The following is a 26,274-nucleotide window of genomic DNA, read 5'->3' as shown; positions in this document are numbered from 1 at the left end:
TCATTTCAGATCGATGACGTCACCGGGGGGCCAACGGTGCAAGATCGATACGCCGCGATATCGCGATGGCTTCCAGAAACGCCTCGTCATGGCTGACCACCAGCATGGCGCCGTCGAATGCAGAGAGCCCCGCTTCGATTGCGGCGATGGAATCGAGATCGAGATGGTTGGTCGGCTCGTCGAGGATAAGCAGTTGCGGCGGCGCCGGGCTGCCCAGGATGCAGGCAAGGCCGGCCCGCAGCATTTGGCCGCCGCTCAGGGTGCCGACCTGCTGCAGCGCGGCGTCCGCCCTGAACTGGAACTTCGCCAGGGCCGAGCGGCAGGTGAAATCGTCGGTGCCGGGATTGAGGGCGTGATAATTTTCCGCGATCGATAGTTCGGGGTCGAGAATGCCTGCCGTCTGATCGAGCATCGCAAAGCGGGCAGCCCAGTTGACCGTGCCGGACCAAGGCTGGGATACCCCGGCGATCAGCCTCAGCAATGTCGTTTTGCCCGATCCGTTCGGCCCGGTGATGGCCACGCGTTCCGGCCCCGTGATCGTCAGCGATAGATCGCGCAGCACGGCTAATGCCGGATCGTAGCCGGCCGTGACCCCCTGCAGGCTGAGGACGACCTTACCAGGCGGCAGCCCGGTCGGCGCGAGCGAGACGGCCATCGTCTCCAGCATTTCGATCTGCTCTCTCGCCAGAATGGCCGCCGCAGAGGCCTCGGCGCGCTGGCGCTGGGCAAGCCGGGCATTCTCGCCGCTGCTGTTCTCGGCGTTGTTCTTGCGAGCACCGGCCAGGATGCGCGGCATACCGCCCCGCGCGGCCTTGCGACTGCCTGCCCCGTCACGGCGCTGCTTGCGCTCGGCGGCAACCTGCACTTTGCGTTCTATCTCGCTCAGTTGCCGCTGCGCCACGTCCAGATCACGGTGCGCTGCCTCCAACTCGACAGCTTTCTGCGCGCGGTAATCGCTCCAGTTACCGCCGTAGCGCGTGGCACCAAGCGAGGTCATTTCGACGATCGCATCCATCGTCTCCAGCAGTTCGCGGTCATGGCTGACGATGATCGCGCCGGCACGCCAGGAACCGAGCAGTTCGAGCAGCGCGGCACGCCCCTCACGGTCGAGATTGTTGGAGGGTTCATCGAGCAACAGAAAGTCCGGCTCGGCCAGCACGACTGCGGCCATGGCCGCGCGCGTTCGCTGGCCGCCCGAAAGCGAGACCAGCAGGCTATCGGCGGCCGCGTCCAGGCCGACCCGCGCCAGCGCGGAGGCTACGCGCGCCTCCAGCGTCCAGTCCGCATCGGCCAGTTCGTCCAGCCCCGCCTCGCCGGTTTCCGCCCTGCGCAGAACCGCAAGATCGTCAGTGACGCCGAAAAGGTCGGCAATGGTTTCGTCGGGGCCGACCTGCACGATCTGGCGCAGCACGGCGAGGGTCCCGCGAACGACGACTTTCCCGAAGCTAGGTTCGCGCGTGCCGGCCAGCAGTTCAAGCAAGCTGGTCTTGCCGACACCGTTGCGGCCGACAATGCCGACGCGTTCCGCTTTGAAGGCGAGATCGAGAGAGGAGAAGACCAGCCGGCCTTCGGGTGTCGACCAGCCAAGGTCGGACGTCGTGATGGAAGCGGACATGATATGATTTTCCTGGCGGCAAAACGGATCGCATTGCTGTCAGTTCGAAATCACATCGGTACGCAAATCCTCTTGCCGGTTGGTGCGCTATATTACGGCGCTCGATCTTCCATCGCAAGCCCCATCGCGCCAGCGCCTTCGAAGCGTCGATCCGTTCCCGCAGTCGCCCGTAATCCCCGCGCTGGAGCCAGCGGCCGCTTTTTAATCGGCGGGCGGGACGAATTACCATCTGGCGCGTTACCGTTCGGGTCCACTCTCCAGGGTCAGGAAACGCGTATGACGACCGTTGCCGAGGTTATCGTGAAAACTCTCGAAGCGGCGGGCGTGCGCCGTTGCTATGGTATTCCGGGCGACACGCTCAACCATGTCACCGATGCGATCCGCACCAGCTCGATCCGCTGGGTGCACGTTCGCCACGAAGAGGCCGCCGGCTTTGCGGCGGGCGCAGAAGCCATGCTGACGGGCGAACTGGCCGCATGTGCGGGATCGTGCGGGCCGGGCGGCCTGCACTTCATCAACGGCCTGTTTGAATCGCACCGCAACCGCGCGCCGGTCGTCCTGATCGCCAGCCAGATCGTCCGCGACGAACTGGGGTTCGATTTCCCGCAAGAAGTGGATTTCAAATCGGTCTATGCCTCCTGCACCGTCTTCTGCGAGGAGATCCGCACGCCTGCGCAGGCCCGGCGGATGACGGCGATGGCCGCGCAGGCCGCACTGGCGAAACGCGGTGTCGCGGTGCTTATCGTCCCGGCAGACGTGTCGAGCGCCAAGGCTCCGGCTGAGCCTGATTTCGCCGTCCACCGCGCCCAGCCGGTGGTGCGCCCGTCCGATGCGGAACTCGACAGCCTGGCAAACGCCCTTAACAGCGGCAAGAAGGTGGCGATCTATGGCGGGTCAGGCTGCGAGCATGCGCATGACGCGGTCGTGGCGCTGGCAGCCCGGCTGCGCGCGCCGGTCGCGCGCACCTCGCGAGCCAAGGATTTTCTTGAGCATGACAACCCTTACGACGTCGGCATGACCGGGATATTCGGCAGCGAGTCCGGCTATCACGCGCTGATGGCGTGCGACGTGCTGCTGCTGCTCGGCTGCGACTTCGCCTGGCGGCAGTTCTACCCTGAAAAGGCGACCATCCTGCAGGTCGATCTGGACGGTTCGCATCTGGGGCGCCGCCATCCGGTCGACATCGGCGTAATCGGCGATATCGCGCCGACTCTCGAAGCGCTGCTGCCAAGGATCGCGCAGCGCGAGGACGGAGCTTTCCTCGACGAATGCCTCAAGCACCATCGCAAGGCCGAGGAGGCGCAGGCAAAGCATGCCACAGTCGGCAAGGGCGGCGCGATCCATCCGCAATACCTGACGGAGACGATCTCGCGTCATGCTGCGCCGGACGCGATCTTCACGGCGGATGGCGGCTCGCCGATGGTCTGGTGCCTGCGGCATATCGCCTCGACCGGGCGCAACCGCACCGTCGTCAGCCTCAGTCACGGGACGATGGCCAATGCCATGCCGCAGGCGTTGGGGGCAAAGGCTGCGTTCCCGGATCGGCAGGCGATTTCGCTCTCAGGCGACGGCGGCATCGCGATGCTGCTGGGCGACCTGCTGACGGCAGTGCAGGAGAAGCTGCCGATCAAGGTCGCCGTCTATAACAACGGCGCGCTGGACTTCGTGGAGATCGAGCAGAAGGTCGAAGGCCTGCTCGATGCCTATACCGACCTGGTCAATCCCGATTTCGCGCGGGTGGCCGAGGCGATCGGCTTTCGCGCGCAGCGTGTCGAAAAGGCCGAGGACCTCGATGCGGCGGTGCAGGCCTGGCTGGCCGAACCGGGGCCGGCGCTGCTCGATGTCGTCACTGACAGGTTTGAACTGGTGACGCCGCCCAGCGTGAAACCCGGCCAGGTTGCCGGCATGGCCCTTTATTCTGCCAAGGCGGTGCTGGGCGGGCGCGGCGGCGATGTGCTGGGCATGGTGCGGAACCTGCTGTCGTGAAGGCGCGCGCTACCATCGCGGACGCGCTGCTGCGGGATCAGGCGCTGGCTCGCAACTGCCTTTTGCTGGCGGGTTTCGTGGGAACGATCGCCGCCGCGTGGACAGGTTTCAGCCACCCGCGCGCGTGGTGGCTGCTGGTGCTGTTCGTGCCGCTCCTGGTCGCCGCGACCGTCGATCTTTTTCAGACGCACCATTCGCTGCGCCGCAACTATCCGGCATCGGCCCGTTTCCGCTGGTTCTTCGAATGGCTGCGGCCGTTCCTGCGTTCCTACATCGTGGAAAGCGATCTGGATGGACGGCCCTTCAACCATGACGAGCGCGCGCTGGTCTATGCGCGCGCCAAGGGTGATGTCTCCACCCACCCGTTCGGCACCGAACTCGACGTCTATTCCGAAGAATACGAATGGCTCGCGCATTCGATCGCCCCTTCGCGCCATGCCGAAAAATATACCCGCGTGACGGTGGGCACCGATCAATGCAGCAAGCCCTATCAGGCCGCACGCCTGAATATCTCCGCGATGAGCTTCGGGGCCCTTGGCGCCAATGCGATCGAGGCGCTCAACCTGGGCGCTAAGATCGGTGGGTTCTATCATGATACGGGCGAGGGCGGCCTGTCGCCCTATCACCTGAAGCATGGCGGCGATGTCGTCTGGGAAATCGGATCGGGCTATTTCGGGTGCCGCGATCGCCAAGGCAACTTCGACCCCGCCCATTTTCGCGAGCGCGCCGCCAACGACACGGTGGTGATGACCGAAATCAAGCTGAGCCAAGGCGCCAAGCCCGGACACGGCGGGCTGCTGCCCGGCTCCAAGGTGACGGCCGAAATCGCGAAGATCCGGGATATTCCGCAAGGCGAGGACTGCCTTTCGCCGCCCTTTCATACGGCGTTTTCCACGCCGCGCGAGCTGCTCGAATTCGCCGCGAACATGCGGGAGTTGTCCGGCGGCAAGCCGGTGGGCATCAAGCTGTGCGTAGGCTATCCTCATGAACTGTTCGCTGTCGTCAAGGCCATGCTCACAACCGGCATTCTCGTCGATTTCATCGTTATCGACGGCGCGGAAGGCGGCACCGGTGCCGCGCCGACCGAACTGTCCGACCGGGTCGGCATGCCGCTGCGCGAAGGGCTGATCCTGGCGCGCAATGCCCTTGTCGGAACGAACCTAAAGGGCAAGGTCAAGCTAGCCGCATCGGGCAAGGTCAATTCCGGGGCTGCAATCGCGATGAACGCCGCGCTTGGCGCCGACTGGTGTAACGCGGCGCGTCCTTTCATGTTCTCGCTGGGGTGCGTACAGTCCATGCGCTGCCATACTGATACCTGCCCCACCGGCGTTGCCACTCAATCCGCGGCACGGCAACGCGGGCTGGTCGTGCCGGAAAAGGCAGAGCGGGTGGCCCGGTTTCAGAAAGCCACGCTCGATGCGCTGCACGATATCGTGGTCGCCTGCGGCCTGACATCGCCCGATGGGTTCACCCCCGATGGCCTGCGCCAGCGGGTCAACGCCGCCGAAATGCGCTCCATCGACGAGGTCTATCCCTTCGTCGAACCCGGTGAATTGATCGACGGCGCCCGAGACGCACGCCTCGCCGCCTGGTGGCGCGCGGCCGATCCTGAGAGTTTCGCGAGGCGTTCGTAATGCCGGTCCCGATCGCGAGGGGACGCAGCCGCCGACTGGCCCTTGGCGCGGCGATTGTTGTCGCCCTTGGGCTCGGTGTGGCCGCCAGCCTCACGTCGCCTCCCGGACTGCTGAGCTTTCTCGACGGCATCATGGGCGGCGGCATCGGCGCCGAGAAGTCCGGCAGCGGTATTGCGTTCGGAACGCACGGTCAGAAACTTGACGTCTGGCGGCCTGCCCGCACGGATGGCCGGCCCCTGCCGGTTTTGGTTTTCTGGTACGGCGGCGGCTGGGTGAAGGGATCGCGCGGCGCTTATGCCTTCGCTGGCAGAGCCTTTGCCCGGCAGGGCTTCCTCGTCGTCGTGCCTGACTACCGCAAGGTGCCGGACGTCAGGTTTCCAGCCTTTCTCGTTGACGGAGCGCAGGCGGTGCGATGGACGCGCGATCACGCGCGCGATTTCGGCGGCGATCCCGGCCGCATCGCGATCGGGGGGCATTCCGCCGGAGCCTACACCGCCGCGATGCTGGCACTCGACCCGCAGTGGTTGCGCGACGAAGGCGTGGCGACCGGCACCATCAAGGCAGCGGTCGGTCTATGCGGGCCCTATGATTTCTATCCCTTCACCGCCAAACGCGCGATTGACGCCATGAAGGGCGCCCGCGATCCGCAGGCGACGCAGCCAATCCACTTCGCACGCGCCGATGCGCCGCCGATGCTGCTTGTCTCTGCCGGAAACGATGTAGAGGTCGGAGCCCACAATGCCAATAATCTGATGGCGCGATTGCACGCCTTGGGAGGGCGCGCCGTGCATATCGACTACCCCGGACTGAGCCACGAGGATGTTATCATGGCCGTCTCCGTTCCGTTCAGGAGCAAGGGGCCTGTTCTTGCCGACAGCGTGAGATTTCTGCGCGAAAATATGGCGCGCTCCTCGTGGAAGGAGCCGATTGAATAAAACCCCTCGCTTGATGGGAACCGAAATCGAGAGGCGGGATCAATCGACGAGGAATTCTGCGGGTACGGGCGTTCGTCGGCATCGCCATGCGAGCGACGCGCGGCGCCGCTCGCATGTTGTATTCAGCGATTGGGTATGTGGGCCCCCAGGTGACGTCCGGCGATGTAGCCAAAGGTCATGCCCGGGCCGAGTGTTCCACCGGCGCCGCCGTATACGTCGCCCAGCACTGCCGCCATGGCGTTGCCTGCTGCGTAGAGGCCCGGGATCGGGTTTCCGCTCCAGTCCACCACCTGCGCATCGGCGTTTGTCTTCGGCCCCCCTGCGGTGCCCAGCGCGCCGGCCTCCATCTTGACCGCGAAGAAGGGGCCCTGATCGATTGCGCCCAGCGTGCGGTACGGGGCTTCGAAAGTGGTATCGCCCCACATATAGAAGTTGTCGTAGGTATTGTCGCCGCGATTGAAATCGTCGTCGTGGCCGTTGGCGACCATTTCATTGAAGCGCGTCACCGTGCCCTTCAGGCCAGCAGGGTCGATCCCGGCCATTTCAGCCAGTTCTTCCAGTGTGTCGGCCTGCATCATGAAGGACGGGACAGGGCCGCCCGGCGGCGTGTTGAAGGTATGATACTTGTTCCTGTAGCGCTGATCGATAATCAGCCAATAGGGCAGATTGGCGTAGGCGTGGTTGCCGGCATCGAAGGCGTGCAGGGATTTGCCCAGGGCATTGTAGTTGGCCGCCTCGTTCACGAACCTCTTGCCGGTGCGGTTGACCAGAATCGCGCCGGGACGCGCGCGCTCGTCCGAGCCCAGCAGGTAGTTCGGTTTGGCATCGCGGTGCTGCGGCTTGAATTCCAGCACGCTCTGCATCCAGAACGCGTTTTGCATATTGCCTAGCTGAGCGCCCGCCTCGATCGCCATCAACAGGCCGTCACCCTCATTCTCGGGCACGCTGACCGGACCGGTTAGCGGGCCGCGAAGGAAGGTCTTGACCAGCGTTTCGTTCCATTCGAAGCCGCCGGTGGCGATCACGACGCCGCGCCGGGCGCGCACGTAAACGTCTCGGCCGTTGGCATCTTCGGCAACGACGCCGATGACACGCTCGCCGTCCTTGATCAGCTTGCGCGCGCGTTTTTCAAATTCCACGGGAATGTCGCGGTCCAGCACCGCCTTGTAGAGGGACCCAGCAAGGGCCTGCCCCAGGCCCCGGTAATCGCCCGCCTCGCGCTCTGCCAAAGTAGCTTCGTCCAGCGAACCGGTGATCGCCTCCATCAGGCTGCCGCGCAGCGGATAGGCCATCTTGCTGGGGTTTACCCGGGTCGACCACTTGCCGAGACGCTGGAAGGAAAACGCTTCGTTGTCCAGCGAGCGTCCGCCGTCAGCCTTGGCGCCCGGCACATAGGGCTGATAGTCGGGGAAATCGATAAAGGCCTGGAAGCGCACCGGGGTCTTGTCCGCGAGATAGCGGATCATTTCCGGGCCGCTTTCCATGAAGGCCATCAGCGTATCGGGGTCAAGGCCGCCGGGCGCCAGGGAATCGAGGTAAGTGACGACGTCCTCGTCGTCTTCCTCGATGCCGGCTTCGATCTGATGGTGGTTACCCGGAATCCAGAGCATGCCGCCTGACATGGCGGTGGTCCCGCCAATCATCCCGGTCTTTTCCAGGATGACCACGTCTTTCGCGCCGAAATCATGGGCGGAAATCGCTGCCGTCATGGCGGCCCCGCCGGACCCGAGAACGACGACGTCTGCCTCGAGGTCCCATTTACGCTCTTCAGTCATCCACCATCTCCGATTCATTCCTGTGTGACAGGTTTTGATGTCGGGATGCGCCCTCTCACCGCAGGTTGAAAACTATCCTTTTGACTGCACCAACGAACGCGCTGTTGGACAATGAGGGTATGCCGAAGCGTAATCCCGCACGACTTCGCCGACGTTTATCTTGCCGGACATTGCCGTCGCCGCGTTGGAGCGCAGTTGCAATATTTGATGGCCTAGCCCTGTTGTCAGGAGACAGGTCCGCCATGGGTGTCGATGAAAGAAAGCAACAGGTCGGCTCCACCGGCCAATCGGGCAGAGGAATATCAGGCATGACACAAAATGCTCGCAATCGCCTGGACGGCAAAGTCGCCATCGTCACGGGGGCCGGCATGGGCATGGGCGCCGCGACGGCGCGCGTCTTTGCAGATTACGGGGCGAAAGTGATCGTATCGGATATAAATGCGCAGGCAGGCGAGGAAACCGTTGCCTCCATCGTCGCGGCAGGCGGTGAAGCCCGGTTCATCCTTTGCGATGTGGGCGAGGAAACGCAGGTCCGCGATCTGGTGGCCGGGACGGTGGCGGCATTCGGCCGGCTCGACTGCGCCGTGAACAATGCCGCAATCACCCCGGACAGCCTGCCGATCGCCGAGGCCGACATGGAGGTGTGGGACCGCGTCATCCGCATCGATCTGCGCGCGGTGATGCTTTGCATGAAGTACCAGATCCGCCAATTCCTTGCGCAAGGTGGCGGCGGGGCCATCGTCAATGTCGGTTCGGTCAGCTCGGTGCGGCCGCAGCCCGGCAACTCTGCCTACGTTGCCGCCAAGCACGGGGTGATCGGTCTGACCAAGACCGGTAGCCTTGAATACGCCCCTCACGGAATACGGGTGAACGCTGTCCTGCCCGGTGCGATCGATACCCCGATGCTGCGCGGCGCCCTCGAATCGAGCGGTCACACTGAAGCCGAATTTGCTCCGGCCCTAAGCCTGCTTGGCCGTTTCGGCAGACCCGAGGAAGTGGCCGAAGCAAGCGCATGGCTATGCTCCGATGCCGCGAGCTACGTGACCGGACATAGTCTTGCGGCCGAAGCAGGCTACCTCACGCGGTAGCCTCAACCGACCGGAATCTGCGCTATTGCTCCTCGCCCTTCATTTGGGCGTAGACCGCGTCACGGGCCTCGGGCGCCAGCGACTGGAGGTACTGGCTCGCGTCTTTGTAGGTCAGGAATGGTCTGCCGTCAGCGATGATGGGAACGGTGCGACCGTTATAGATTCGGCGGAGCAGGCGCCTTTGCGGCCTGCTGATGGATGGGCTGTCTTCTTCCGTCATGGCCGGTTTTGGTCCCGGGAGCTGCGATAAGCAAGCCGGATGATGAACCCCGCTGCCCGCCATCGCGCCTTTCCCGTAACAGTTGCGGCGAACTTATTCGCTGAAACCGATGGACCATGTGCCGCCTCCCATGGATAGCAGGGACGCTGACCAAGGAGATACGACGATGAAATTCCTGTCGCCCCATGCCTCTCCCGCCATTATCGCGGCGGCGGCGCTGCTGGCTGCCGGTTGTTCCTCCGAGCCTGACGCTGACCCGGCGCAGGCTCCGTCGTCGCAGGCTAGCGAGGTCGGGAATGTGTTGGATGCGCCGCCTGCCGAGGCCGGTCCGGTGCTGCGTTCCGAAGTGAAGGGACTGCGCATCGTTGCCGCATCTTCCGTTCCCAACCATCCCGATAGCGGCACCGATCAATGTGGACCGCTGCTCGATGTCCTCCACTCCGCAGCGGCGAAAGCGGTCGAGGCCAAGGGCTGGAGCGTGACCGGCGAAGCGGCGGTCGGCGGCTATGACGTGGTCAGTTTCGTTGGCACCACGGAGCAGGGCACCAGCGGTTCGTGCCTGCTGACCGAAGGCAACGTCGGCCTGTTCAAAGACGGCATGCTCAAGGCGATCGTCTATATGGGCAAACGCCCGGGCACGGCCACCTCAATCGGGAGTCTCAAGCGGATCGACGGCAATGCGATCCGTATTCTCGACGGCGATTTCGTGCCTCAGCCGCTGGCCGACATCCGCTTTGCCCAGGACGGGGCCGTAACCGTCGCCGCTCTGCCCAAGTCGGATACGGTCTGCGGCGGCAAGGGTACTCTACCCAATATCCAGGGCATGCCGATCAACAAGGCCCACAGCATTCTGGCCAAGGCAGGCTGGGTTCCGTCTCCGAGCCTCCCCGGGGGCGAACAGCGGGACGACCGCGCCGCAGAATTGTTCGACAACGGTATCAAGGAGGCGGAAAGCTGCTCCGGCACGGGGTTCGGTTATTGCAGCTTCGGTTATATCGGCCATTCGGGCAGGCTCTCCGTCACCACCGTGGGCGACGCAGAATGGCCCACTGTTTCGAGCTACGGCGTAACCTGCCACGGTAGCGACTAGGATCGCCGGAGGGCGTGCGGTCTGGATGAACGACCGCGCGCCCTCCGGCGCTTAGTTATCCAGCAGGCTGCGGCCGGCGATCCATCGCGTGCGACTTGAGCCAGGGTACCAACGCATTCACTTCGCGGTCGCGCTCACTGGCGGAGCGGGCAGGATCACGCCCTTGGCTTTGGCGTAGCTATCCCAGTCGGCGACGAGTTCAGCCAGTTTTTCGGCATGACTTGCCGCCATGTCCGAACTCTCTGCCGGGTCGGTGGCGAGGTTGAACAACTGCCACTTGCCTTCCCCTGCGCCGTCGCGGGGGTAGGTAGAGCCGGTCTTGGGGATGTAGACCGCCTTCCAGTCGCCCTTGCGCAGCGCGCGGCGGTAGAACAGTTCCGTGCCGACCGGCTCGGCGGGGCCGCGCACTTCGGCGGCCTTGTTTTCCAGCACCGGGACAAGGCTCTTGCCTTCGAAAGGCAGGATTGGCCTGCCCTTGAAGCTGGCGGGTTGCGACAGGCCTGCGAGGTCGAGCAGCGTCGGGGCCACATCGGTGACGCTAAGGTAACCGCGCGCGATCCGGTCTCCCACTACGCCCTTGCCGGAAGCGAAGGCGGTGACCCTGGTTCCGCCTTCGGTCGGGTATCCCTTTACCAGCCACGACGGCGAACTGTTCGCCTGTGCCCAGCCAGCGCCATAGCCGACGTAGGAGGTGGCGCTGCCAATGTTTTCCAGCCGGTTGTCGATGCCCAGCTTCTTCGCACCGCCCGCGACGCCGCGCACCTGGAATGGCGCGTCTATTTCGCTGCCTTCAGGGCCGTTGTCGGCGAGAAATACGATCACGGTGTCCTCGTATTTGCCGGTACGCTTGAGTTCCGCGATCACCCGGCCGACGTTCTGGTCCATCCGGTCGACCATCGCGGCGTAGACTTCCATCTTGCGCGCTTCGAGGGCCTTCTGCTCAGGGCTCAGGCTGTCCCATGGCTTGACCCCGTCAGGCGCATGGGGCTGCTGGTCGAGGGCGACAAGGCCCAGTTCCTTCTGCCGTACGAGGCGTTTTTGGCGCAGCGCTTCGTAACCGGCGTCGTAACGACCCTTGTATTTCGCGATCGTCTCAGCGGGGGCCTGCATCGGCCAGTGCGGGGTGGTGAAGGGCAGGTAGGCGAAGAACGGGCGCGCGTCCGAGGCGCCTTCGTCGAGGAAGCCGATGAGGCGGTCGGCGAAATAGTCCGCAGAATAACGTCCGATGGGAAAGCGGGTAACCGCCCCGTCGTCGCGGTAGACGCTATTGGCCTTGGCTTTCTTCCAAGCCCCGTCCTGGTCGCCGCCGAAGTGGTTTCCCAAGCCCTGCAGCAGCGCGAAAGATCGCTCGAACCCGCGTGCGGCAGGGCCGCGTCCCGGGGTAAGGCCCAGATGCCACTTGCCGGACATCACCGTGCGATATCCGCCCTGCTGCAGCAGTTCCGCGATCGAGGCGACGCGGTCGTTGAGATAGCCTTCGTAGCCCGGCCGACCGATCTGCGATGGCCCCAGCGATTCCGCCATGGTGCCGATTCCGGCCTCGTGGTTGTCGACGCCGCTGAGGAGCATCGAGCGCGTGGGTGAGCAGGTGGGCGCGGTGTGGAAACCGGTGAAGCGAACACCGCTGGTCGCAAGTGCGTCGAGGTTGGGGGTGGCGATCTCGCCGCCGAATGCGCCCAGATCCGACCAGCCAAGGTCATCGGCGACGATAACCAGGAAGTTGGGGCGCTTTGCTTCCTGCGCTGCGCTGGCGGGAGCAGCCGGAACAAGGGACGTCTGCGCTGCGAGCGGTGAGGTCAGGAGGGTGCTCATCAGGGCCGCGGCGATCAGCGCCGTCCTGCGATTGGTGGGGCGAATCAGACGGCGTTTGGCAGGGCGGATCACGGGCGTTCCGTTATAGCTGGAAGGGAAGTCGCCAGCTTGGCGGCAAAGCGGCATGCGCCCAACAAAGATTCTCTATTCCATTGGTAGAGAAACTTCGTTGCTGGTCACGTGAGCATCTCTACTAAAACGATTGAGATTCCTCATAGCCACCAGGCCATGGTCGCATTCGCAAAAAAGGTTTGAAGATGAAGAGAATTCTGCGCGCCACGACGCTTGCCCTTATCGGGACGACTGCGCTGGCCGCCATGCCTGTGCTGGCAGAAGACGGCGCCGCTGCAGCCGATGAGGCAGCGGCGGGCGAGGCGAACGTGGCGCGGGGGGGCGGCACCGATATCATTGTTACTGCCCGCCGTCGCAACGAGCGCATTCAGGACGTGCCCGTTGCGGCCAATGCTTTCGGCGGCGAACAGCTTGCAGCGACGCGCACTTATAACCTGCGCGACCTTCAGCAGCTGACACCCAGCCTTGTCGTCACGCAGACCAACCCCCGCAACACCAGCATCAATATTCGCGGGCTGGGCAACAACGTATCGGTTTACAATGACGGGCTGGAGCCGGCGGTCGGAGTTTATGTCGATCAGGTCTACCTCGCGCGGCCGGGACAGGCGGTGTTCGACCTTTCCGACGTAGAGCGGATCGAGGTCCTGCGCGGGCCGCAGGGTACGCTGTTCGGCAAGAACACTTCAGCCGGCGCCGTGGTGGTCACCACAAAGTCGCCCACCTTCGAGCCCGATGCTGGTGGCGACATCACGGTAGGAAACTACAACTTCCGGCAGCTCCACGCCTATGCCAGCGGCGCCTTGGTGGACGATCTGCTTGCCGCGCGCATCTACGTCTCCAAGACCGACCGCGACGGCTACATGACCAACCGCTATGACGGCGATGATACGCAGGATTACCACGACTTGGGGTTGCGTGGGCAATTGCTGTTTACGCCATCCAGCAATTTCAAGCTGCGCCTCATTGGCGATTACGGGCGCCAGCACTCCAAGACTTCCGCCTCGGTATTGACCGGCGTGATAACCCGGTATGACAACGGCACTGTCTTCGCGAACAATTACTACGACCGCGCAGCGCGCGCCGGTTACACGCCGGTCGCCGTCAATCCGGGCGCACGCATTGTCGATACCAATGCCAATCCGCGCTACAAGATGAACCAGTGGGGCCTGAACTCGATCGCGGAGTTGTCGATCCCGGGCAATACGATCACCTCGGTCACCGCATACCGCGCATGGAACTGGTATCCGCATAACGATGGCGATTCCACCAGTCTCGATGCCGGTACTGATTTCCATCAGAGCAACGAGCAGCGCCAGTTCAGCCAGGAACTGCGCATCGCGTCGGAAGGCACGCGCAAGGTCGACTATGTGGCAGGCCTCTATTATCTATGGCAGTCGATCGATGCAGAATCGCTCAACGCTTATGGACGTGACGCGGCGGCGTGGTTCGTCGCCCCCAGCGTCAATTCCACCGCAGCCGCAGCGGCGCTGAATGGCTACACCATCACCGGGCGCTCCAGGCCTGTGACGAACAGCTACGCGGCTTTCGGCCAGGCGATCTGGCATGTCACGCCCACGATCGATTTCACCGGCGGGCTTCGCTACACCTACGAAATTAAGACCGGCTATTTCGACCAGACCGCGACAGGCGCCAGCCTCAATGGGCTGACCGCCGCACAGCTTACGGCCGCCAACACCATTCGCGGGCGCTACGGGGTGGCGAACTATTATAGCGCAAGCACCAGCGAGGGACGCCTTTCGGGCGGCGCTACGCTGTCATGGAAGGTGACGCCGGATTCGCTGATCTATGCGACTTATGCACATGGCCACAAGTTCGGCGGCCTGAACCTGGCCAACATCACCACCACCGGCGCATTTGCTGCCGACCCGGTTATCAAGCCAGAGACGATCGACAGCTACGAACTGGGTTTGAAGACTGCCTGGTTTGGAAACAGGCTAACCGCCAACCTCGCCGCATTCTGGACCGATGACGCCGATTACCAGACCACAGTGGTCGACGTGGACCGTAACAACCTCTCCTACTTCACCAATGTCGGCAAAGTGCGCACGCGCGGCTTCGAGGGCGACCTTCGCGCCAATCCTGCACCCTGGCTCTCGCTTTACGCCTCGGGCGCTTATACCGATGCCAAATACGTCAGTTATGCCGATGCGCCTTGCCCGATCGAAATCACCGGCCAGACCACCTGCGACTTGAGCGGGCGGCGCCTGCCGGGCGTGTCCAAGTGGGCGGCTTCCGCAGGCGGCGAGGCGCATGCTGGGGTTGGATCGGTGCTCGGGCGTGACAGCGAGGTCTATGCGGGCGGCGACTACTCGTACCGCTCGAATTTCTACACCACCGCCAGCCTCTCGCGCTATTCGCAGATCCCGGCTTTTTCGCTGGTCAATGCGCGGCTCGGTGTACGGGCGCTCGACGGTCTCGTCGACATTCAGGTATGGGGGCGCAACCTGACCAACAAACTTTACTATCTCAGCCTGGCGGCGGGAACGACCGGCGCGATCGCCGGGACCCTTGGCGATCCGCGCACTTATGGCGTGACGGTAAAGACCAGGTTCTGAAGGCGAGTGTGGTCAGCGAGTGGACGGGCGGGTTTGCCGAAAAGCATACCCGCCCGTCCCTGGGTTCAGCCGGTATTGCTGCGCAAGATGCAGTAATACCGCAATCCGCCCATTACTTTTTCGGATTGAAGCGCTGCTTTTGGGTTATGTCGATCTGCATCACCCGCCCTTCGTGAACGGTCAGTACGATCTGGCCGAATTTCATTCCGTCCAATGCTTCACGGACATTGGCAAGGCTCTCCTCAAGAGCAAGGTCGGTTTCGGTCTCTGTTCCAGGTTGGTTGGGGCGCAGGATCATTTTTCAATTTCCTCGCTATTGAATTACAGTGCGTGCTTGTGGAATTCCCGTTCGCGCAAGGGCTGGATCCGAACAGTGTCCCCCAGCGTCGGCGCGGGCTCGGCGGCATCGACGTCGAATTCGACGACGTTGCCGTGCCCTTCGATCCGGCCCTCGACCCGCCAGCTGCCACCGCGCCGGAAAACATTTTCGACCACTACCGGAATCCCGCCCGAGGCGACGAGTTCGATATCATGCGGGCGCACATGGATGCCGCCGGGAAGCTGGTTTGTTTCACCCACGAAGTTCGAGACGAAGGGGCTGGCAGGTTCCATGTAGACCTGCTCGGGCGTGCCAACCTGTTCGATCCGGCCATGGTCCATGACAACCACGCGGTCGGCCAGTTCCAGTGCTTCTTCCTGGTCGTGGGTGACGAAAATCGAGGTCAGTCCCATGCTTTCGTGGAGGCCGCGCAGCCAGCGGCGCAGGTCCTTGCGGACTTTGGCGTCCAGCGCGCCGAAAGGCTCGTCAAGCAATAGCAGGCGCGGCTCGATAGCCAGTGCGCGGGCCAGTGCGACGCGCTGGCGCTGGCCGCCGGACAGCTGCCCGGGATAGCGCTTGCCCAGCCCGTCGAGTTGGACGAGGCGCAGCAGCTCCTCGGCGCGGGCGCGGATGTCGGCCTTGGGCGGACGACCCTTGCGGCGCACGGAAAGACCAAAGGCGACGTTTTCGGCGACGGTCATGTGCTTGAACAGGGCGTATTGCTGAAACACGAAGCCCACCTGGCGCTCACCCACCGAGCGGCTGGAGACGTCTTCACCGTCGAACAGCACTTCGCCGCCGTCCTGGAATTCGAGGCCGGCGATGATACGCAGCAGCGTCGTCTTGCCCGAGCCGGAAGGGCCGAGCAGGGCGACGAATTCACCGGGCTTGATCTCCAGATCGATGCCATGAAGCGCCGCGAAGTCGCCGAAGGTCTTGGTTACGTTTTGGACCCGGATCAATGCCGTGCACTCCCGTGAAGGTTGAAGCGCCACTCCAGCACGGTCTTGGCGATGAGCGTCACCAGCGCCAGTCCTGCGAGCAGCGAGGCGACCGCGAAGGCGCCGACGAAGTCGTATTCGTTGTAGAGAATCTCGACATGCAGCGGCATCGTATTGGTTTCTCCCCGAATGTGGCCGGAGACAACCGAAACGGCGCCGAACTCGCCCATGGCGCGGGCGTTGCACAGCAGTACGCCGTAAAGCAGGCCCCAGCGGATGTTGGGCAGCGTGACATGGCGGAAGGTCTGCCAGCCGCTTGCCCCAAGCGAGATCGCGGCTTCCTCCTCGTCCTTGCCCTGTTCCATCATCAGCGGGATCAGCTCGCGCGCGACGAAAGGGAAGGTGATGAAGACGGTGGCGAGTACGATGCCCGGCACCGCGAATATGATCTTCAGGTCATGCTCTGCGAGCCACGGACCGAACCAGCCGTTGGCCCCGAACAACAATACGAAGATAAGGCCCGAGACGACCGGTGAGACTGAGAAAGGCAGGTCGATCAAAGAGATCAGCAGGCTTTTTCCCGGGAACTGGAACTTGGTGATCGCCCAGCTCGCCGCCACGCCGAACACGACATTGAGGGGCACACTGATCGCGGCGATCAGCAGCGTCAGCTTGATGGCCGACAATGCGTCGGGCGCGGTCACGGCATCGAGGAACGGGCCGAAGCCCGCCTTGAGTGCCTCGCCGAACACTGCGACCAGCGGCAGGGCAAGAAAGAAAGCGAGGAACAGCAACGCTATAGCGATCAGAACGATCTGTAGCGCGGGGCTTTCCGTGGTCGAGCGCCGCATGCTCATGCTCCGTACCTGCGGCGGCCGGCAGCCTGCACCACGTTGAGCGCAAGCAGGATCGCGAAGGATACGAGCATCATGACGGTGGCGATCGCGGTGGCTCCGTCGTAATTATATTGTTCGAGCTGGGTGACGATCAGCAGCGGGGCGATCTCGGTGCGGCCAGGCATGTTGCCGGAAATGAAGATCACCGAACCGTATTCCCCCACCCCGCGCGCGAAGGCGAGCGCGAAGCCGGTGAGAAGGGCGGGGGCGATGGCGGGGAAGATGACGCGGCGAAAGGTCTGCAGGCGGGTCGCGCCCAGCGTGGCGGCGGCTTCCTCGACGTCTTTGCCAAGATCAGCCAGCACTGGCTCGACCGAGCGCACGACAAAGGGCAAGCCGATGAACACCAGCGCCACCGTGATGCCGATGGGGGTGAAGGCCACTTTGATCCCGAGCGGATCCAGAAACCGGCCGACCCAGCCATTCGGCGAATAGAGCGCTGTGAGAGCGATGCCGGCGACGGCGGTAGGCAGTGCGAAGGGCAGGTCCACGATGGCGCCGATGATCCTCTGGCCGGGGAAGGTGTAGCGCACCAGCACCCAGGCGACGAGCAGCCCGAACACCGCATTGACGAGACCCGCCGCGGCAGCTGTGCCGAAGCTCAGGCGGTAGGCGGCCAGGGCGCGGTCCGAAAGGCCGACGGCAACGAACTGGTCCCAGCCCATGCCTGCGGACTTGAGGAAGATCGTCGCCAGCGGGATCAGCACGATAAGCGTAAGCCAGCCCAGGCTAAGCCCGAATGTCAGCCCGAAGCCGGGTAGCACGGATGGCTGGCGCCAGCGGCGCCGCGTGCCGGCGGCGGGAGAAGCGGTCATCTGCAGGGGCCTGCTCGATTCTTGAAAGGACTGGGTAAGGCTCACTTCTTCGTGGAAATGCGGTCGAATACGCCCCCGTCGTCGAAGAAGGTCTTCTGAGCGGCGCGCCAGCCGCCGAAATCCTTGTCGATAGTCACCATCGGGACCTGCGGGAATGTCGACTTGAACTGTTCGGCGATCGTGGGATCACTGGGGCGATAGAAGTTGCGGGCAATGGCGACCTGTGCCTCGGGGGAGTAGAGATATTCGAGATAAGCCTTTGAAACCTCTTCAGTGTGATGCTTTTGCGCGTTTTTCGCCACCACCGCGACGGGCGGCTCGGCGAGGATCGAGATGGAAGGGGCGACAACCTGGAACTTGCCCGCGCCCAGCTTCTTTTCGGCCAGCAGCGCCTCGTTCTCCCAGGCGATCAGCACGTCGCCGATGCCGCGCTCCACAAATGTGGTCGTCGCGCCGCGGGCGCCGCTGTCGAGCACCGGGACGTGAGTGAACAGGCTGCGCACATAGTCTTCGGCGGCCTTGTCGGATCCACCGGCCTTGCGGCCGTAAGCCCAGGCGGCGAGGAAGTTCCAGCGCGCGCCGCCGCTGGTCTTGGGATTGGGGGTGATGACTTCCACGCCCGGCTTCAAAAGATCGGCCCAATCCCGGATACCCTTGGGATTGCCCTTGCGGACCAGGAAAACGATCGTCGAGGTATAGGGCGAGGAATTGTCCGGCAGGGCCTTCTGCCAGTCGGTCGGAAGGAGCTTGGCCTTGTCCGCGATCGCGTCGATATCGTAGGCAAGGGCGAGGGTGGCAACATCGGCGTCAAGACCGTCGATAATGGCGCGGCTCTGCTTGCCCGAGCCGCCGTGGCTCATGCGGAAGGTAACGTCCTTGCCGGTCTTCTTCTTCCAATAGGCGGCGAAGGCGGGGTTGATCGCCTCATACAACTCGCGTGTCGGATCGTAGCTGACGTTGGTTATCTGCACCTTGTCGGACTGCCCGCCCCCGGCCGAACAGCCGGGCAGGGCGATTGCGAGGCACAGGGCGAGAGGAACCAGAGCGCGGGATTTCAGCATCATCATATCCTGTCCGTATTCTTTACGCCGATGACGGCCTTCGACCGATCAACCTGCCCATCGCTGCGTTGGCGAACTGGAGGCGCCACCAAATTAAAGCCGGAAGCAGGGATACTCAACCATTTCGGTTGGGTAAATGGCAGTCCCGCAAAGTTTGCCTATCAAGCCTGCAATCAGGAGTTGATGCAGGTCGACTGCATCCGGCGCCGTCAGGCGTTGGCGTGAACCTCACTATCGGAGGGTCTCCATTCAGGCAAGCGCGTCATACCGGCCATGAAGGTGAGAAGTGGTGGGCAAAGCTGCGCCAGCCGTACTCCGCAAGGCCGCATACACGGGCGCTGCAGCGCGTTCTGCAGCAGCATCGCACGCCCGACCTGCCGCCGTGCCTCGGCCGCGATGAGGGCGGGATAGCTGCCGGCATCTCCTGCCAACACGCAGCGCGCTGCGAGGAAAGCGCTGCGCAGCGCTATCGCCATGCCATCTCCGGTGAGGGAGGCGGTCATTCCCCACTGATCGCCAAGCCGCAGGATCGCCCCGTCATCCCCACGATGCGCAGGTACGCCGTAAGTGAGGTTGGCGATTGTCACCGGGCGCTCGAACAAGGGTTCGGCATCAGCCAGGAGGTCACGCAGGCCGGGACTTTCGCCGAGCCAGCCACGTACGCCGTTCCAGTCGCCGCCGATGAAGGGTAGTCGGCTGCGGCGCAGGACGAGGCACAGGTTTGCCCGGCCGCCCTCGACCATCTGCAGCCCGGCATATCCGTCTTCGAACAAAGCCAGCACGATCGTTCCGGCCAGACGGCGGATAGCGGACGGTGCGAGGCTGTAGTGCATCTTGAATCCGACGAAGCCGTTCGCCGCGCGTCTCGGCAGGGTGTCTCCGCCCTCCCGGATCGGAAGTTTACCTGTTGCGAGCAGGACATGGCGGCCGATCCGGGAGCCATGACTGGTACGCACGCCGCCGCTGCCCAGTTCCAAGACCCGGACGCCGCGTTCGACCTCTACGCCCGCAGCCTCGGCGCGGCTGAGCAGCACTTCGTCCAGCGCATGGCGACTGAGGCCGAGCGCTTCGAAAGGCAGCGGGGCTTCCGCCTCCACCTTGCCGTGTAGCAACCGGATGCGCTTAATCGGTGCAGCGCCCAGGGCAGCGGGATCGATGCCGAGTTGCCGCAGATGCGCCACGGCCTCGACCGACAGGAATTCGCCGCAGACCTTGTGGTGCGCGCGGCTTTCCCGCTCCAGCAGGCGCACGTTGGCCCCGCCGCGCGCCAGCAGGCACGCAGCAGCGCTTCCGGCGAGGCCAGCGCCGAGGACGAGGGCGTCTGCGATGTCAGTCCTCCACTGCGAAGCGGAAGCTTTCCGCCGCCATGCCGGGTCCGAATGCTAGCGCCAGGCCGGGGCCGCGCGCCTGCCCCGCAAGCATCCGCGCCAGGATGAACATCAGCGTGGACGAGGACATGTTGCCGGTATCGTGCAGCACGGCCCGCGACGGTGCCAGAGCTTCAGCGCCAAGGCCCAGTCCTTGCTCGACGGCATCGAGAACGGTGCGCCCGCCGGCGTGAACCGCGAAGAGCGTGAAATCGTCCACCGCCGATCCACGCAGCAGGCCGCCATCGTCGTTGCGCCCGGTTTCGGCGCTGAGTGCCCGGGCGATCCGGGCGGGCACTTCGCCGCCCAGGTGCATGTCGAATCCCTGATCGCGGATGGCCCAGGTTATCGCATCGGCGCTGTCCGGGATCGTTGCCGAGCGGAAGTCGCGCAACGCGATACCGCCACGGTCGGCCGTCACCAGCGCGGCGGCAGCGCCGTCGCCGAATAGCAGCATCGCGAGCAGGCTGGCGAGGTCGCCGCTGCGCTGGAAGTGGATGGTGCATAGCTCCACCGTCACCACCAGGACACGCGCTTGTGGCTCGGACCGGACGATGTGATGGGCCAGACGGAGCGAGTTGACGGCGGCATAACAGCCCATGAAGCCCACCACAGTGCGCTCCACGCCGGCGTTTAACTCGGCACCGGCGACAATCGCCTGATCGAGGCCAGGTGCCATCAATCCGGTGCACGAGGCGACAATCAGGTGCGTGATGTCCCGGAGTGCAATATCGTCCCCCAGCGCCGCGATGGCATCGAGGGCAAGGCGCGGCGCATCCCGTTCGTACCGAGCCATGCGCTGTCCCGTAGAGGGCCAGGGGCCGGCGCCGTAGAAGCCTTCGATGTCGGTAACGGTGCCGTCACCAAGGGTCACGGGTTCGAGAAAGGAGTAGCGCCGGGTAATCCCCGACCGCGCGGCCATGCGTTCGAACACATGGCGGGAACGGGCGTCGGGCAGGCCGGATGCGACGAACCGAACGAAGGCATCATGCACTTCGAAGGGTGGGTTTGCGGTTCCGATCCGATTGATGCGGGCAGTGGTCCGGGTCATGCGCGGCGTCCTATCAATACGGCGTTAAGGCCGCCAAAGGCAATACTGGCGGAGACGAGCGCTTCGGCCTCGAATGCCTGGGGTTGCAGCACCAGCGGCAGGTCGCAATCGGGGGCGGGGCCAAGGTGGTTGAGCACCGGCGGCGGGGTCCCTTCGCGCAGGGCCAGAAGGCCGAGCAGAAACTCCATCGCTGCGGTTGCGCCGATCATGTGGCCATGCGCGGACTTGGTGGCTATCACGCGGTGCCGGGCAAGCGAACCGCCATAAAGGCGCTGCAGGGCGGCGGTTTCGGCAGGATCGTTTAGCGCCGTTCCCGTGCCATGCGACGAATAGAGCGCGGGTGCATCGAGCGCCAGGCCGGCGTCGTCATGCGCGGCGACTATGGCTGCCGCGATGCCTGCTACATCCGGCGCTGTCATGTGACCGGCGTCGCTCGACAGGCCGTAACCCGCCAGTTCGCCGTAGACCATCGCGCCGCGAGCAAGGGCGTGGCTTTCGCTTTCCAGCACCAACACAGCCGCGCCTTCGCCCAGCACCATGCCCTTGCGACCTTGCGAGAAGGGGCGGCAGGTATCCGGCGCCAGCACGCCCAGCGACCGCCAGCCGGTCAGCGACCCTAGCGTGAGGCAGGCCTCCGCCCCTCCGGCGATCACCACGTCGGTACGGCCCGCCCGGATCATGTGCATCGCTTCGCCCAATGCATGGGCAGAGGACGCACAGGCGCTCGATAGCGTGAAGGCCGGGCCGTGAACCCCCAGCAACATGGAAAGGTGCGCAGCGGGCGCGGCGATCATCGAACTGGGGATGGTCTGGGGATGCACTTTGGCCTGGCCTTGACCGAACAGCCGTTCGTAGGCGATTTCTATCGTCGCATTGCCGCCGCTACCACAGCCGAGCAGGATCGCCGTCCGGTGGGCCAGCGAGGGATGTCCTTCAAGGCCGGCATCGGCCACGGCTTCGATCCCCGCTTCCAACGCAAAGGCAGATAGCGGGTCGAGCCGGCCGAGACGGCGTAGCCGGTCTGCGTCCACGCCGGGAAAGCGGGCCTTGTCGCCGGGCGGGTCCTGAGCCCATGCCGCGACGCCCGGCGCTTCTGGCGAGGGCAGGGCGCGGATAGCGCCGTCACCGCCGCGTGCGCGCCGCCAGTTCTCGGCAACGCCGCGGCCGAGCCCGCTGACGCAGCCCATGCCGGTCACCAGCACGCGGGGCGCTGTCATTGCGACGAGGTCACTCCGATGCGGTCGAACAACTGCTGTAGCGTCATGTCGGGGGTCAGTTCCTCGGGCTGGACTTCGATGCCGTACTGGTCCTCCAGCTCAAAAAGCATGCTGACGAGGTCGATCGAGGAAATGTCGAGTGTCTCGAGGGTAGCCTGTGGAAGCAGGCGTTCTACCGGCAGACCGGTCTCTTTTGCTATCAGTGCGATCAGGTCCTCGTGGGTCATCAGTGCTTCTCCATACGCACGGGCGTCTGTTGGCTTAAATCCGGCCTGCCGTCAGCGCCCCGCCGAAAGCTGCCCCGATAGCGTCGGCTTGCCTTGGGGCCGTATGAACGCCTGCCTGGCCAGCCTTCACGGTCGTAAAACAAACCGTACCGTGCCGCGGTGCCGGGCAAGGGTCGCCGCAGCTGTGCGAAGGAAGCGGCCAGGGGTGCCAGAATCAAAGCCACGGCAATGCGAACGCACTTCATCGGGGCACTCCGCTTCCTGTGTGCCTTACGGGGGTGGGCGCTTTGCACGATATCTGCAAGCGTGCTGTATTCGCTTCTTCCCAAAGCTGGATGGTGCCATGGTGGAGACGTTCCGAAGATGCGCGATCACATCCGCCGACGAGTAAGAGGAGGCTGGCCATGAGCACCTGCCATCTAGCCAGCGCCGGCGCGAGAAAAGTGCTGTGATGGACCTGTCGGTCAGGTCGCATCGAGAAGAGCAGATGGACGCTGCCAATCTCGATGTTGCTGTCTATGGTCAGGTCCTGCGCGATCTGGCGCGTGTCAATCGCTGGACCTTTACGGCGCGCCCGGTACTGGCGTTTCTTGCGCGTGCGGTCGGGGATGCACGTGAATTCAGCCTGCTGGACGTGGGATTCGGCCACGGCGATACCTTGCGCGCGGTGGCGCGCTGGGCGGCGCGGCGCGGCATCGCCGCGAAACTGGCGGGCGTCGATCTCAACCCGGCGAGCGAGGATCTTGCGCGCAGGGCAACGCCCGAGGGTATGGACATATCGTATGCCACCGGGGATTACGCCGACCAGCCCGGGCCCTTCGACTTCATCGTCAGCAGCCAGGTTGCCCATCATATGAGTGATGCGCAATTAGACCGTTTCGTACAACATATGGAGCAGACGGCGCGGCGTGGCTGGATGATCGGTGACCTGCACCGGCACAGGTTTGCGTATCACGGGTTTCCCTTGCTTGCGCGCGTCATGGGCGTGCACCGCATCGTGCGCGAAGACGGGCAGCTTTCCATCGCGCGGTCGCTGCGGCCGGGCGAATGGCCGGATGTGTTGGCAAGGGCGGGTCTTGCTCCAGGGACTGCACGCGTGAAACGGCGCTTTCCTTTCCGCATCGCCGTCGAACGGACGTTCGGTCGGTGATGAACAGCCGCGCTCAACTGGTGATCTCAACACTGCGATGCTCACTGGACGGCTCTGTGTTGTGGGCGCATCTTCTGTTCCCAACAGACCACTGTGCTTGCTGGGACAGCCACCGATGAAACCATTAACAGCTATCCTGGGATTGCTTCTCGCTTCCGGCACGGCATCCGCGCAGCCGGTGGACTGGGCCCGGGCCACCCCGATCGACGTCGGACTGGAAAGCTTCAAGTTTGTCCCGGACACGCTCCATCTGAAGCAGGGGCAGGTTTACACGATCCACTTCCATAACGATTCCAGCGGCGGGCATGATTTCGTCGCCAAGGACTTTTTCGCCAAGGCGCAGATCGCCCCGGCGTCCAAGGCGTCGGTCGAGCATGGCGAAGTGGAACTGCATGGCGGATCTGCGGCAGATGTTACGCTGGTTGCCCCGCCAGCCGGGACATACGAAATCCACTGCTCGCATTTTATCCACGAAACGATGGGAATGAGCGGCCGGATCATTGTGGACTGACGCCGAGTTTCCTCGACGCCAGTCCGATCGCAAGTGGCCCTTACTTCGCCCGGCCGAGGCAAGCGGCGCCGTCAGGGCCTAGCGTTCCCTCGCAGAAGCGGGCTGGCACGGTAGCTGCATCGGGGACCGAGAACCGATTTCCGCCGGTGCTGGCCCGCGTGAGGTCAAACGCATCGTACAGGCGCCCGGTAGCTGTGTAGGCCCGGTAGCGCAGCGCGGTTTCACCAAAGTCTATCAGCTGGTAGAGCTGTGTGTCGGCAGCTGCTTTGTCGGGCTGGGTCCGGGCACGGTCGTTGAGGCCGTACATCTTGGAACCGACGACCGATACGACGTAGACCGGTCCCTGCGGCCGGTTTTCTGCATGGGCCGCGTCTGCCGCAGCACGGCCGGCCGGATTGGTGACACGGCTACAGCAATGGTCATGGCCTTGCAGCACCAGGTCTACCTTGCGCTTCTCGATGACCGGCTTCCATGCGTCCTGGATCGCAGAGATGTCAGCGGGACGCGCGCAAGTGAAGATTGGGTGGTGGACCACCACTACGTTCCACCGCGCCTTGCTGGCAGCCAGAGTTTTGTCGAGCCAAAGCGTCTGCTCCGCCACTTTGCCCATGTCTGCTGCTGCCGTACCATCGAGTACAACGAAGCGTACGCCCTGATAATCGACGAAGTAGGTTGTCGCCTCAAGGCCGGGCACGCCGTTGCCCGGCAGCTTGAACTGACGGTCCCAGTAGAGGCCGAGGTGCTTCTGCTCGCTGCCATCGGGCAGTTCGTGTTCGATATATTCGTGGTTGCCGGCCGCTGGGAGCTGCGGGACGATGGCGTAATTGTACCCGCCGGCCTCGTTCCACTCACCCCACTCGTCGTCATGATCGAGATCGTCGCGCTGCGCCACCTGGTCGCCGGTATGGACGACAAGGTCGATGTCGCCACCGGCATGGAACGCCTGGCGGATCACGCGTGAGGCATAGGGCAGGATGCCGTTCTGCACGTCGGCAAGGTACAGCGCCCGAAATGGACGAAAGGCTTTCGACGCGGTGCGGAACTGGAGCCATTCGCTCCATCCGCCGGCGCCTTTGAGGCGATAGGCGTAGACGGTGTCGGGCTTGAGCCCCGTGAAGTCCACGTGATGGTATATAGCGGCCCCGCTGCTGGTGTCCGCCTTGGTATTGGTGCCGGACAAGGCGCGGGCGTTACGGTCCAGCGTGGGGCTGTCAACTGCCTCGACGATCTGCGCTTCGGCACCGGGCTGGCGTAGATCGGTACGGAAACTGACCGCCATCGCCTGGGTGGGATCGGCGCCGGGCGTCAGCACGATGCGGTCGGGCAGGGCCCCCGCAGCATAGTTTTTACCGGCCGAACGCGGAACCGAAGCGGCGGGCTCGGCTGCACCGGCAGCGCCGATAGGCAACAGCGCCGTGCACAGCGCCAGAACGTGAATAATGGTTTTCAAAAAAAGATCTCCGGGCCGGGCGGCTGCGATATCCAACGACACTGCACCTCCCGCCCGGCCTGGACGAAAGTGCGGTGTCATTGGTCTCGCCCGAGCAAGGTCTTGCTCCCTGTGCACCATGGTCTCTCGACCAAGTATGTTGACGCACTGGCCCGCCACAAATGTAACGGTCGGCTACTCCCCAGATGACAGGCGCGGCCGAGGCATGTTCAGTGACGAATTTATGACGGATGGCGACTTCCTCGCGAACCTCCATCGATGCAGTCCTCGGGAGCCGCCGTGCCGTGCGGAAGGGGGGAGTGGGGAGCGTAACGCAAACCATTCCACATGCCTGCGTCACAACCGCTCTAGGTAAATCCACGCGTAATAATCGCAGTGTTCCCGCAGCGTTTGCTGAATATGCCGCATCATCGATGGTTTCGGCAACAGCAGAAAATGAACGGGAATAGAGAGTGTAAAAGGAAAA

Annotated in this window: 22 protein-coding genes and 1 riboswitch; of the genes, 8 read left to right on the top strand and 14 right to left on the bottom strand. The window is 63.9% G+C overall.

The window, feature by feature from the left end; all coding sequences use genetic code 11:
* Positions 1–19: 19 nt before the first annotated feature.
* On the bottom strand, positions 20–1,615 hold the full coding sequence (locus tag TQ38_RS17140) for an ABC-F family ATP-binding cassette domain-containing protein (RefSeq protein WP_043974881.1): 1,596 nt from the start codon (positions 1,613–1,615) through the stop codon (positions 20–22).
* Positions 1,616–1,891: 276 nt separating this feature from the next.
* Between TQ38_RS17140 and TQ38_RS17135 the strand changes: the two genes are divergently transcribed.
* Genes TQ38_RS17135 through TQ38_RS17125 form a run of 3 tightly spaced genes read left to right on the top strand, consistent with a single transcriptional unit; the run spans position 1,892 to position 6,170 of the window.
* Positions 1,892–3,601 carry a thiamine pyrophosphate-dependent enzyme gene (locus tag TQ38_RS17135; protein ID WP_043974879.1) on the top strand — a complete coding sequence of 570 codons (1,710 nt, stop codon included), beginning with the start codon at positions 1,892–1,894 and terminating at the stop codon, positions 3,599–3,601.
* A complete protein-coding gene (locus TQ38_RS17130; RefSeq protein WP_043974876.1) occupies positions 3,598–5,235 on the top strand; it encodes an FMN-binding glutamate synthase family protein in 1,638 nt (545 codons plus the stop codon). Before TQ38_RS17135 ends, TQ38_RS17130 begins: the two co-directional genes overlap by 4 nt.
* A complete protein-coding gene (locus TQ38_RS17125; protein ID WP_043974874.1) occupies positions 5,235–6,170 on the top strand; it encodes an alpha/beta hydrolase in 936 nt (311 codons plus the stop codon). Before TQ38_RS17130 ends, TQ38_RS17125 begins: the two co-directional genes overlap by 1 nt.
* A 122-nt stretch (positions 6,171–6,292) precedes the next feature.
* Here the strand turns inward: TQ38_RS17125 and TQ38_RS17120 are convergent, their stop codons facing one another.
* Entirely contained in the window at positions 6,293–7,945 is a 1,653-nt protein-coding gene (locus TQ38_RS17120) for an FAD-binding protein (RefSeq protein ID WP_043974871.1), read from the bottom strand.
* Positions 7,946–8,253: 308 nt separating this feature from the next.
* On the opposite strand from TQ38_RS17120, the gene TQ38_RS17115 reads away from it, so the two are divergent.
* Positions 8,254–9,033: an SDR family NAD(P)-dependent oxidoreductase gene (locus TQ38_RS17115; protein ID WP_043974870.1), complete on the top strand. Its 780-nt coding sequence runs from the start codon at positions 8,254–8,256 to the stop codon at positions 9,031–9,033.
* 22 nt (positions 9,034–9,055) lie between these two features.
* On the opposite strand, the gene TQ38_RS17110 is transcribed toward TQ38_RS17115, so the two are convergent.
* The gene (locus TQ38_RS17110) at positions 9,056–9,253 is read right to left on the bottom strand and encodes a hypothetical protein (protein WP_043975166.1); all 198 of its coding nucleotides are present in this window, start codon (positions 9,251–9,253) and stop codon (positions 9,056–9,058) included.
* A gap of 166 nt (positions 9,254–9,419) precedes the next feature.
* Here TQ38_RS17110 and TQ38_RS17105 point away from each other — a divergent pair, with 166 nt between their 5' ends.
* Entirely contained in the window at positions 9,420–10,343 is a 924-nt protein-coding gene (locus tag TQ38_RS17105) for a hypothetical protein (protein ID WP_052505670.1), read from the top strand.
* A gap of 117 nt (positions 10,344–10,460) precedes the next feature.
* Here the strand turns inward: TQ38_RS17105 and TQ38_RS17100 are convergent, their stop codons facing one another.
* Positions 10,461–12,155, bottom strand: coding sequence for an arylsulfatase (locus TQ38_RS17100; RefSeq protein ID WP_043975164.1), 1,695 nt, complete (start codon positions 12,153–12,155; stop codon positions 10,461–10,463).
* 257 nt (positions 12,156–12,412) lie between these two features.
* Between TQ38_RS17100 and TQ38_RS17095 the strand changes: the two genes are divergently transcribed.
* Complete coding sequence (locus tag TQ38_RS17095) at positions 12,413–14,803, top strand: TonB-dependent receptor (RefSeq protein WP_043974867.1); 2,391 nt, start codon at positions 12,413–12,415, stop codon at positions 14,801–14,803.
* 112 nt (positions 14,804–14,915) lie between these two features.
* Here the strand turns inward: TQ38_RS17095 and TQ38_RS17090 are convergent, their stop codons facing one another.
* The 9 genes from TQ38_RS17090 to TQ38_RS17050 form a co-directional block, all read right to left on the bottom strand.
* Positions 14,916–15,101: a YezD family protein gene (locus TQ38_RS17090; protein WP_043974866.1), complete on the bottom strand. Its 186-nt coding sequence runs from the start codon at positions 15,099–15,101 to the stop codon at positions 14,916–14,918.
* Positions 15,102–15,124: 23 nt separating this feature from the next.
* The gene (locus TQ38_RS17085) at positions 15,125–16,084 is read right to left on the bottom strand and encodes a sulfate/molybdate ABC transporter ATP-binding protein (RefSeq protein ID WP_043974862.1); all 960 of its coding nucleotides are present in this window, start codon (positions 16,082–16,084) and stop codon (positions 15,125–15,127) included.
* Positions 16,081–16,914, bottom strand: coding sequence for a sulfate ABC transporter permease subunit CysW (cysW, locus tag TQ38_RS17080; RefSeq protein ID WP_043974858.1), 834 nt, complete (start codon positions 16,912–16,914; stop codon positions 16,081–16,083). The genes TQ38_RS17085 and cysW overlap by 4 nt, the downstream gene beginning before the upstream one ends.
* A 2-nt stretch (positions 16,915–16,916) precedes the next feature.
* Positions 16,917–17,774 (bottom strand): sulfate ABC transporter permease subunit CysT, encoded by an 858-nt coding sequence (gene cysT, locus TQ38_RS17075; RefSeq protein ID WP_043974856.1) that lies wholly within the window; start codon positions 17,772–17,774, stop codon positions 16,917–16,919.
* Positions 17,775–17,815: 41 nt separating this feature from the next.
* Positions 17,816–18,835 carry a sulfate ABC transporter substrate-binding protein gene (locus tag TQ38_RS17070; RefSeq protein ID WP_043975163.1) on the bottom strand — a complete coding sequence of 340 codons (1,020 nt, stop codon included), beginning with the start codon at positions 18,833–18,835 and terminating at the stop codon, positions 17,816–17,818.
* Positions 18,836–19,044: 209 nt separating this feature from the next.
* Positions 19,045–20,163, bottom strand: coding sequence for an NAD(P)/FAD-dependent oxidoreductase (locus TQ38_RS17065; protein ID WP_043974853.1), 1,119 nt, complete (start codon positions 20,161–20,163; stop codon positions 19,045–19,047).
* A 1-nt stretch (position 20,164) separates the two neighbouring features.
* A complete protein-coding gene (locus tag TQ38_RS17060; RefSeq protein WP_043974849.1) occupies positions 20,165–21,253 on the bottom strand; it encodes a type III polyketide synthase in 1,089 nt (362 codons plus the stop codon).
* Positions 21,250–22,470 carry a beta-ketoacyl synthase gene (locus TQ38_RS17055; RefSeq protein ID WP_043974846.1) on the bottom strand — a complete coding sequence of 407 codons (1,221 nt, stop codon included), beginning with the start codon at positions 22,468–22,470 and terminating at the stop codon, positions 21,250–21,252. The genes TQ38_RS17060 and TQ38_RS17055 overlap by 4 nt, the downstream gene beginning before the upstream one ends.
* Complete coding sequence (locus TQ38_RS17050; RefSeq protein ID WP_043974844.1) at positions 22,467–22,697, bottom strand: acyl carrier protein; 231 nt, start codon at positions 22,695–22,697, stop codon at positions 22,467–22,469. The genes TQ38_RS17055 and TQ38_RS17050 overlap by 4 nt, the downstream gene beginning before the upstream one ends.
* Positions 22,698–23,184: 487 nt before the next feature.
* Between TQ38_RS17050 and TQ38_RS17045 the strand changes: the two genes are divergently transcribed.
* A complete protein-coding gene (locus tag TQ38_RS17045) occupies positions 23,185–23,847 on the top strand; it encodes a methyltransferase domain-containing protein (RefSeq protein ID WP_082057650.1) in 663 nt (220 codons plus the stop codon).
* 115 nt (positions 23,848–23,962) lie between these two features.
* Complete coding sequence (locus TQ38_RS17040) at positions 23,963–24,358, top strand: cupredoxin domain-containing protein (protein WP_043974839.1); 396 nt, start codon at positions 23,963–23,965, stop codon at positions 24,356–24,358.
* A gap of 40 nt (positions 24,359–24,398) precedes the next feature.
* Here TQ38_RS17040 and TQ38_RS17035 read toward each other — a convergent pair whose 3' ends face one another.
* Positions 24,399–25,808, bottom strand: a complete 1,410-nt coding sequence (locus TQ38_RS17035) for a metallophosphoesterase (protein WP_240198114.1) — start codon at positions 25,806–25,808, stop codon at positions 24,399–24,401.
* A gap of 19 nt (positions 25,809–25,827) precedes the next feature.
* Positions 25,828–26,004, bottom strand: a riboswitch (yybP-ykoY riboswitch).
* Positions 26,005–26,274 lie beyond the last annotated feature (270 nt).

This window comes from Novosphingobium sp. P6W, from assembly GCF_000876675.2.
Lineage (GTDB): Bacteria > Pseudomonadota > Alphaproteobacteria > Sphingomonadales > Sphingomonadaceae > Novosphingobium.
The sequence above is the reverse complement of the archived record's forward strand: the minus strand, read 5'-3'. Positions and strand labels throughout refer to the sequence as shown.

What these genes read in the sequence shown, in the direction of transcription:
- TQ38_RS17055 (WP_043974846.1), bottom strand. Translation starts at nt 22,470, where the DNA reads ATGACAGCGCCCCGCGTGCTGGTGACCGGCATGGGCTGCGTCAGCGGG.
- cysW (WP_043974858.1), bottom strand. Translation starts at nt 16,914, where the DNA reads ATGCGGCGCTCGACCACGGAAAGCCCCGCGCTACAGATCGTTCTGATC.
- TQ38_RS17045 (WP_082057650.1), top strand. Translation starts at nt 23,185, where the DNA reads ATGGACGCTGCCAATCTCGATGTTGCTGTCTATGGTCAGGTCCTGCGC.
- TQ38_RS17115 (WP_043974870.1), top strand. Translation starts at nt 8,254, where the DNA reads ATGACACAAAATGCTCGCAATCGCCTGGACGGCAAAGTCGCCATCGTC.
- TQ38_RS17135 (WP_043974879.1), top strand. Translation starts at nt 1,892, where the DNA reads ATGACGACCGTTGCCGAGGTTATCGTGAAAACTCTCGAAGCGGCGGGC.
- TQ38_RS17060 (WP_043974849.1), bottom strand. Translation starts at nt 21,253, where the DNA reads ATGACCCGGACCACTGCCCGCATCAATCGGATCGGAACCGCAAACCCA.
- TQ38_RS17120 (WP_043974871.1), bottom strand. Translation starts at nt 7,945, where the DNA reads ATGACTGAAGAGCGTAAATGGGACCTCGAGGCAGACGTCGTCGTTCTC.
- TQ38_RS17140 (WP_043974881.1), bottom strand. Translation starts at nt 1,615, where the DNA reads ATGTCCGCTTCCATCACGACGTCCGACCTTGGCTGGTCGACACCCGAA.
- cysT (WP_043974856.1), bottom strand. Translation starts at nt 17,774, where the DNA reads ATGACCGCTTCTCCCGCCGCCGGCACGCGGCGCCGCTGGCGCCAGCCA.
- TQ38_RS17090 (WP_043974866.1), bottom strand. Translation starts at nt 15,101, where the DNA reads ATGATCCTGCGCCCCAACCAACCTGGAACAGAGACCGAAACCGACCTT.
- TQ38_RS17110 (WP_043975166.1), bottom strand. Translation starts at nt 9,253, where the DNA reads ATGACGGAAGAAGACAGCCCATCCATCAGCAGGCCGCAAAGGCGCCTG.
- TQ38_RS17070 (WP_043975163.1), bottom strand. Translation starts at nt 18,835, where the DNA reads ATGCTGAAATCCCGCGCTCTGGTTCCTCTCGCCCTGTGCCTCGCAATC.
- TQ38_RS17050 (WP_043974844.1), bottom strand. Translation starts at nt 22,697, where the DNA reads ATGACCCACGAGGACCTGATCGCACTGATAGCAAAAGAGACCGGTCTG.
- TQ38_RS17095 (WP_043974867.1), top strand. Translation starts at nt 12,413, where the DNA reads ATGAAGAGAATTCTGCGCGCCACGACGCTTGCCCTTATCGGGACGACT.
- TQ38_RS17100 (WP_043975164.1), bottom strand. Translation starts at nt 12,155, where the DNA reads ATGAGCACCCTCCTGACCTCACCGCTCGCAGCGCAGACGTCCCTTGTT.
- TQ38_RS17125 (WP_043974874.1), top strand. Translation starts at nt 5,235, where the DNA reads ATGCCGGTCCCGATCGCGAGGGGACGCAGCCGCCGACTGGCCCTTGGC.
- TQ38_RS17040 (WP_043974839.1), top strand. Translation starts at nt 23,963, where the DNA reads ATGAAACCATTAACAGCTATCCTGGGATTGCTTCTCGCTTCCGGCACG.
- TQ38_RS17105 (WP_052505670.1), top strand. Translation starts at nt 9,420, where the DNA reads ATGAAATTCCTGTCGCCCCATGCCTCTCCCGCCATTATCGCGGCGGCG.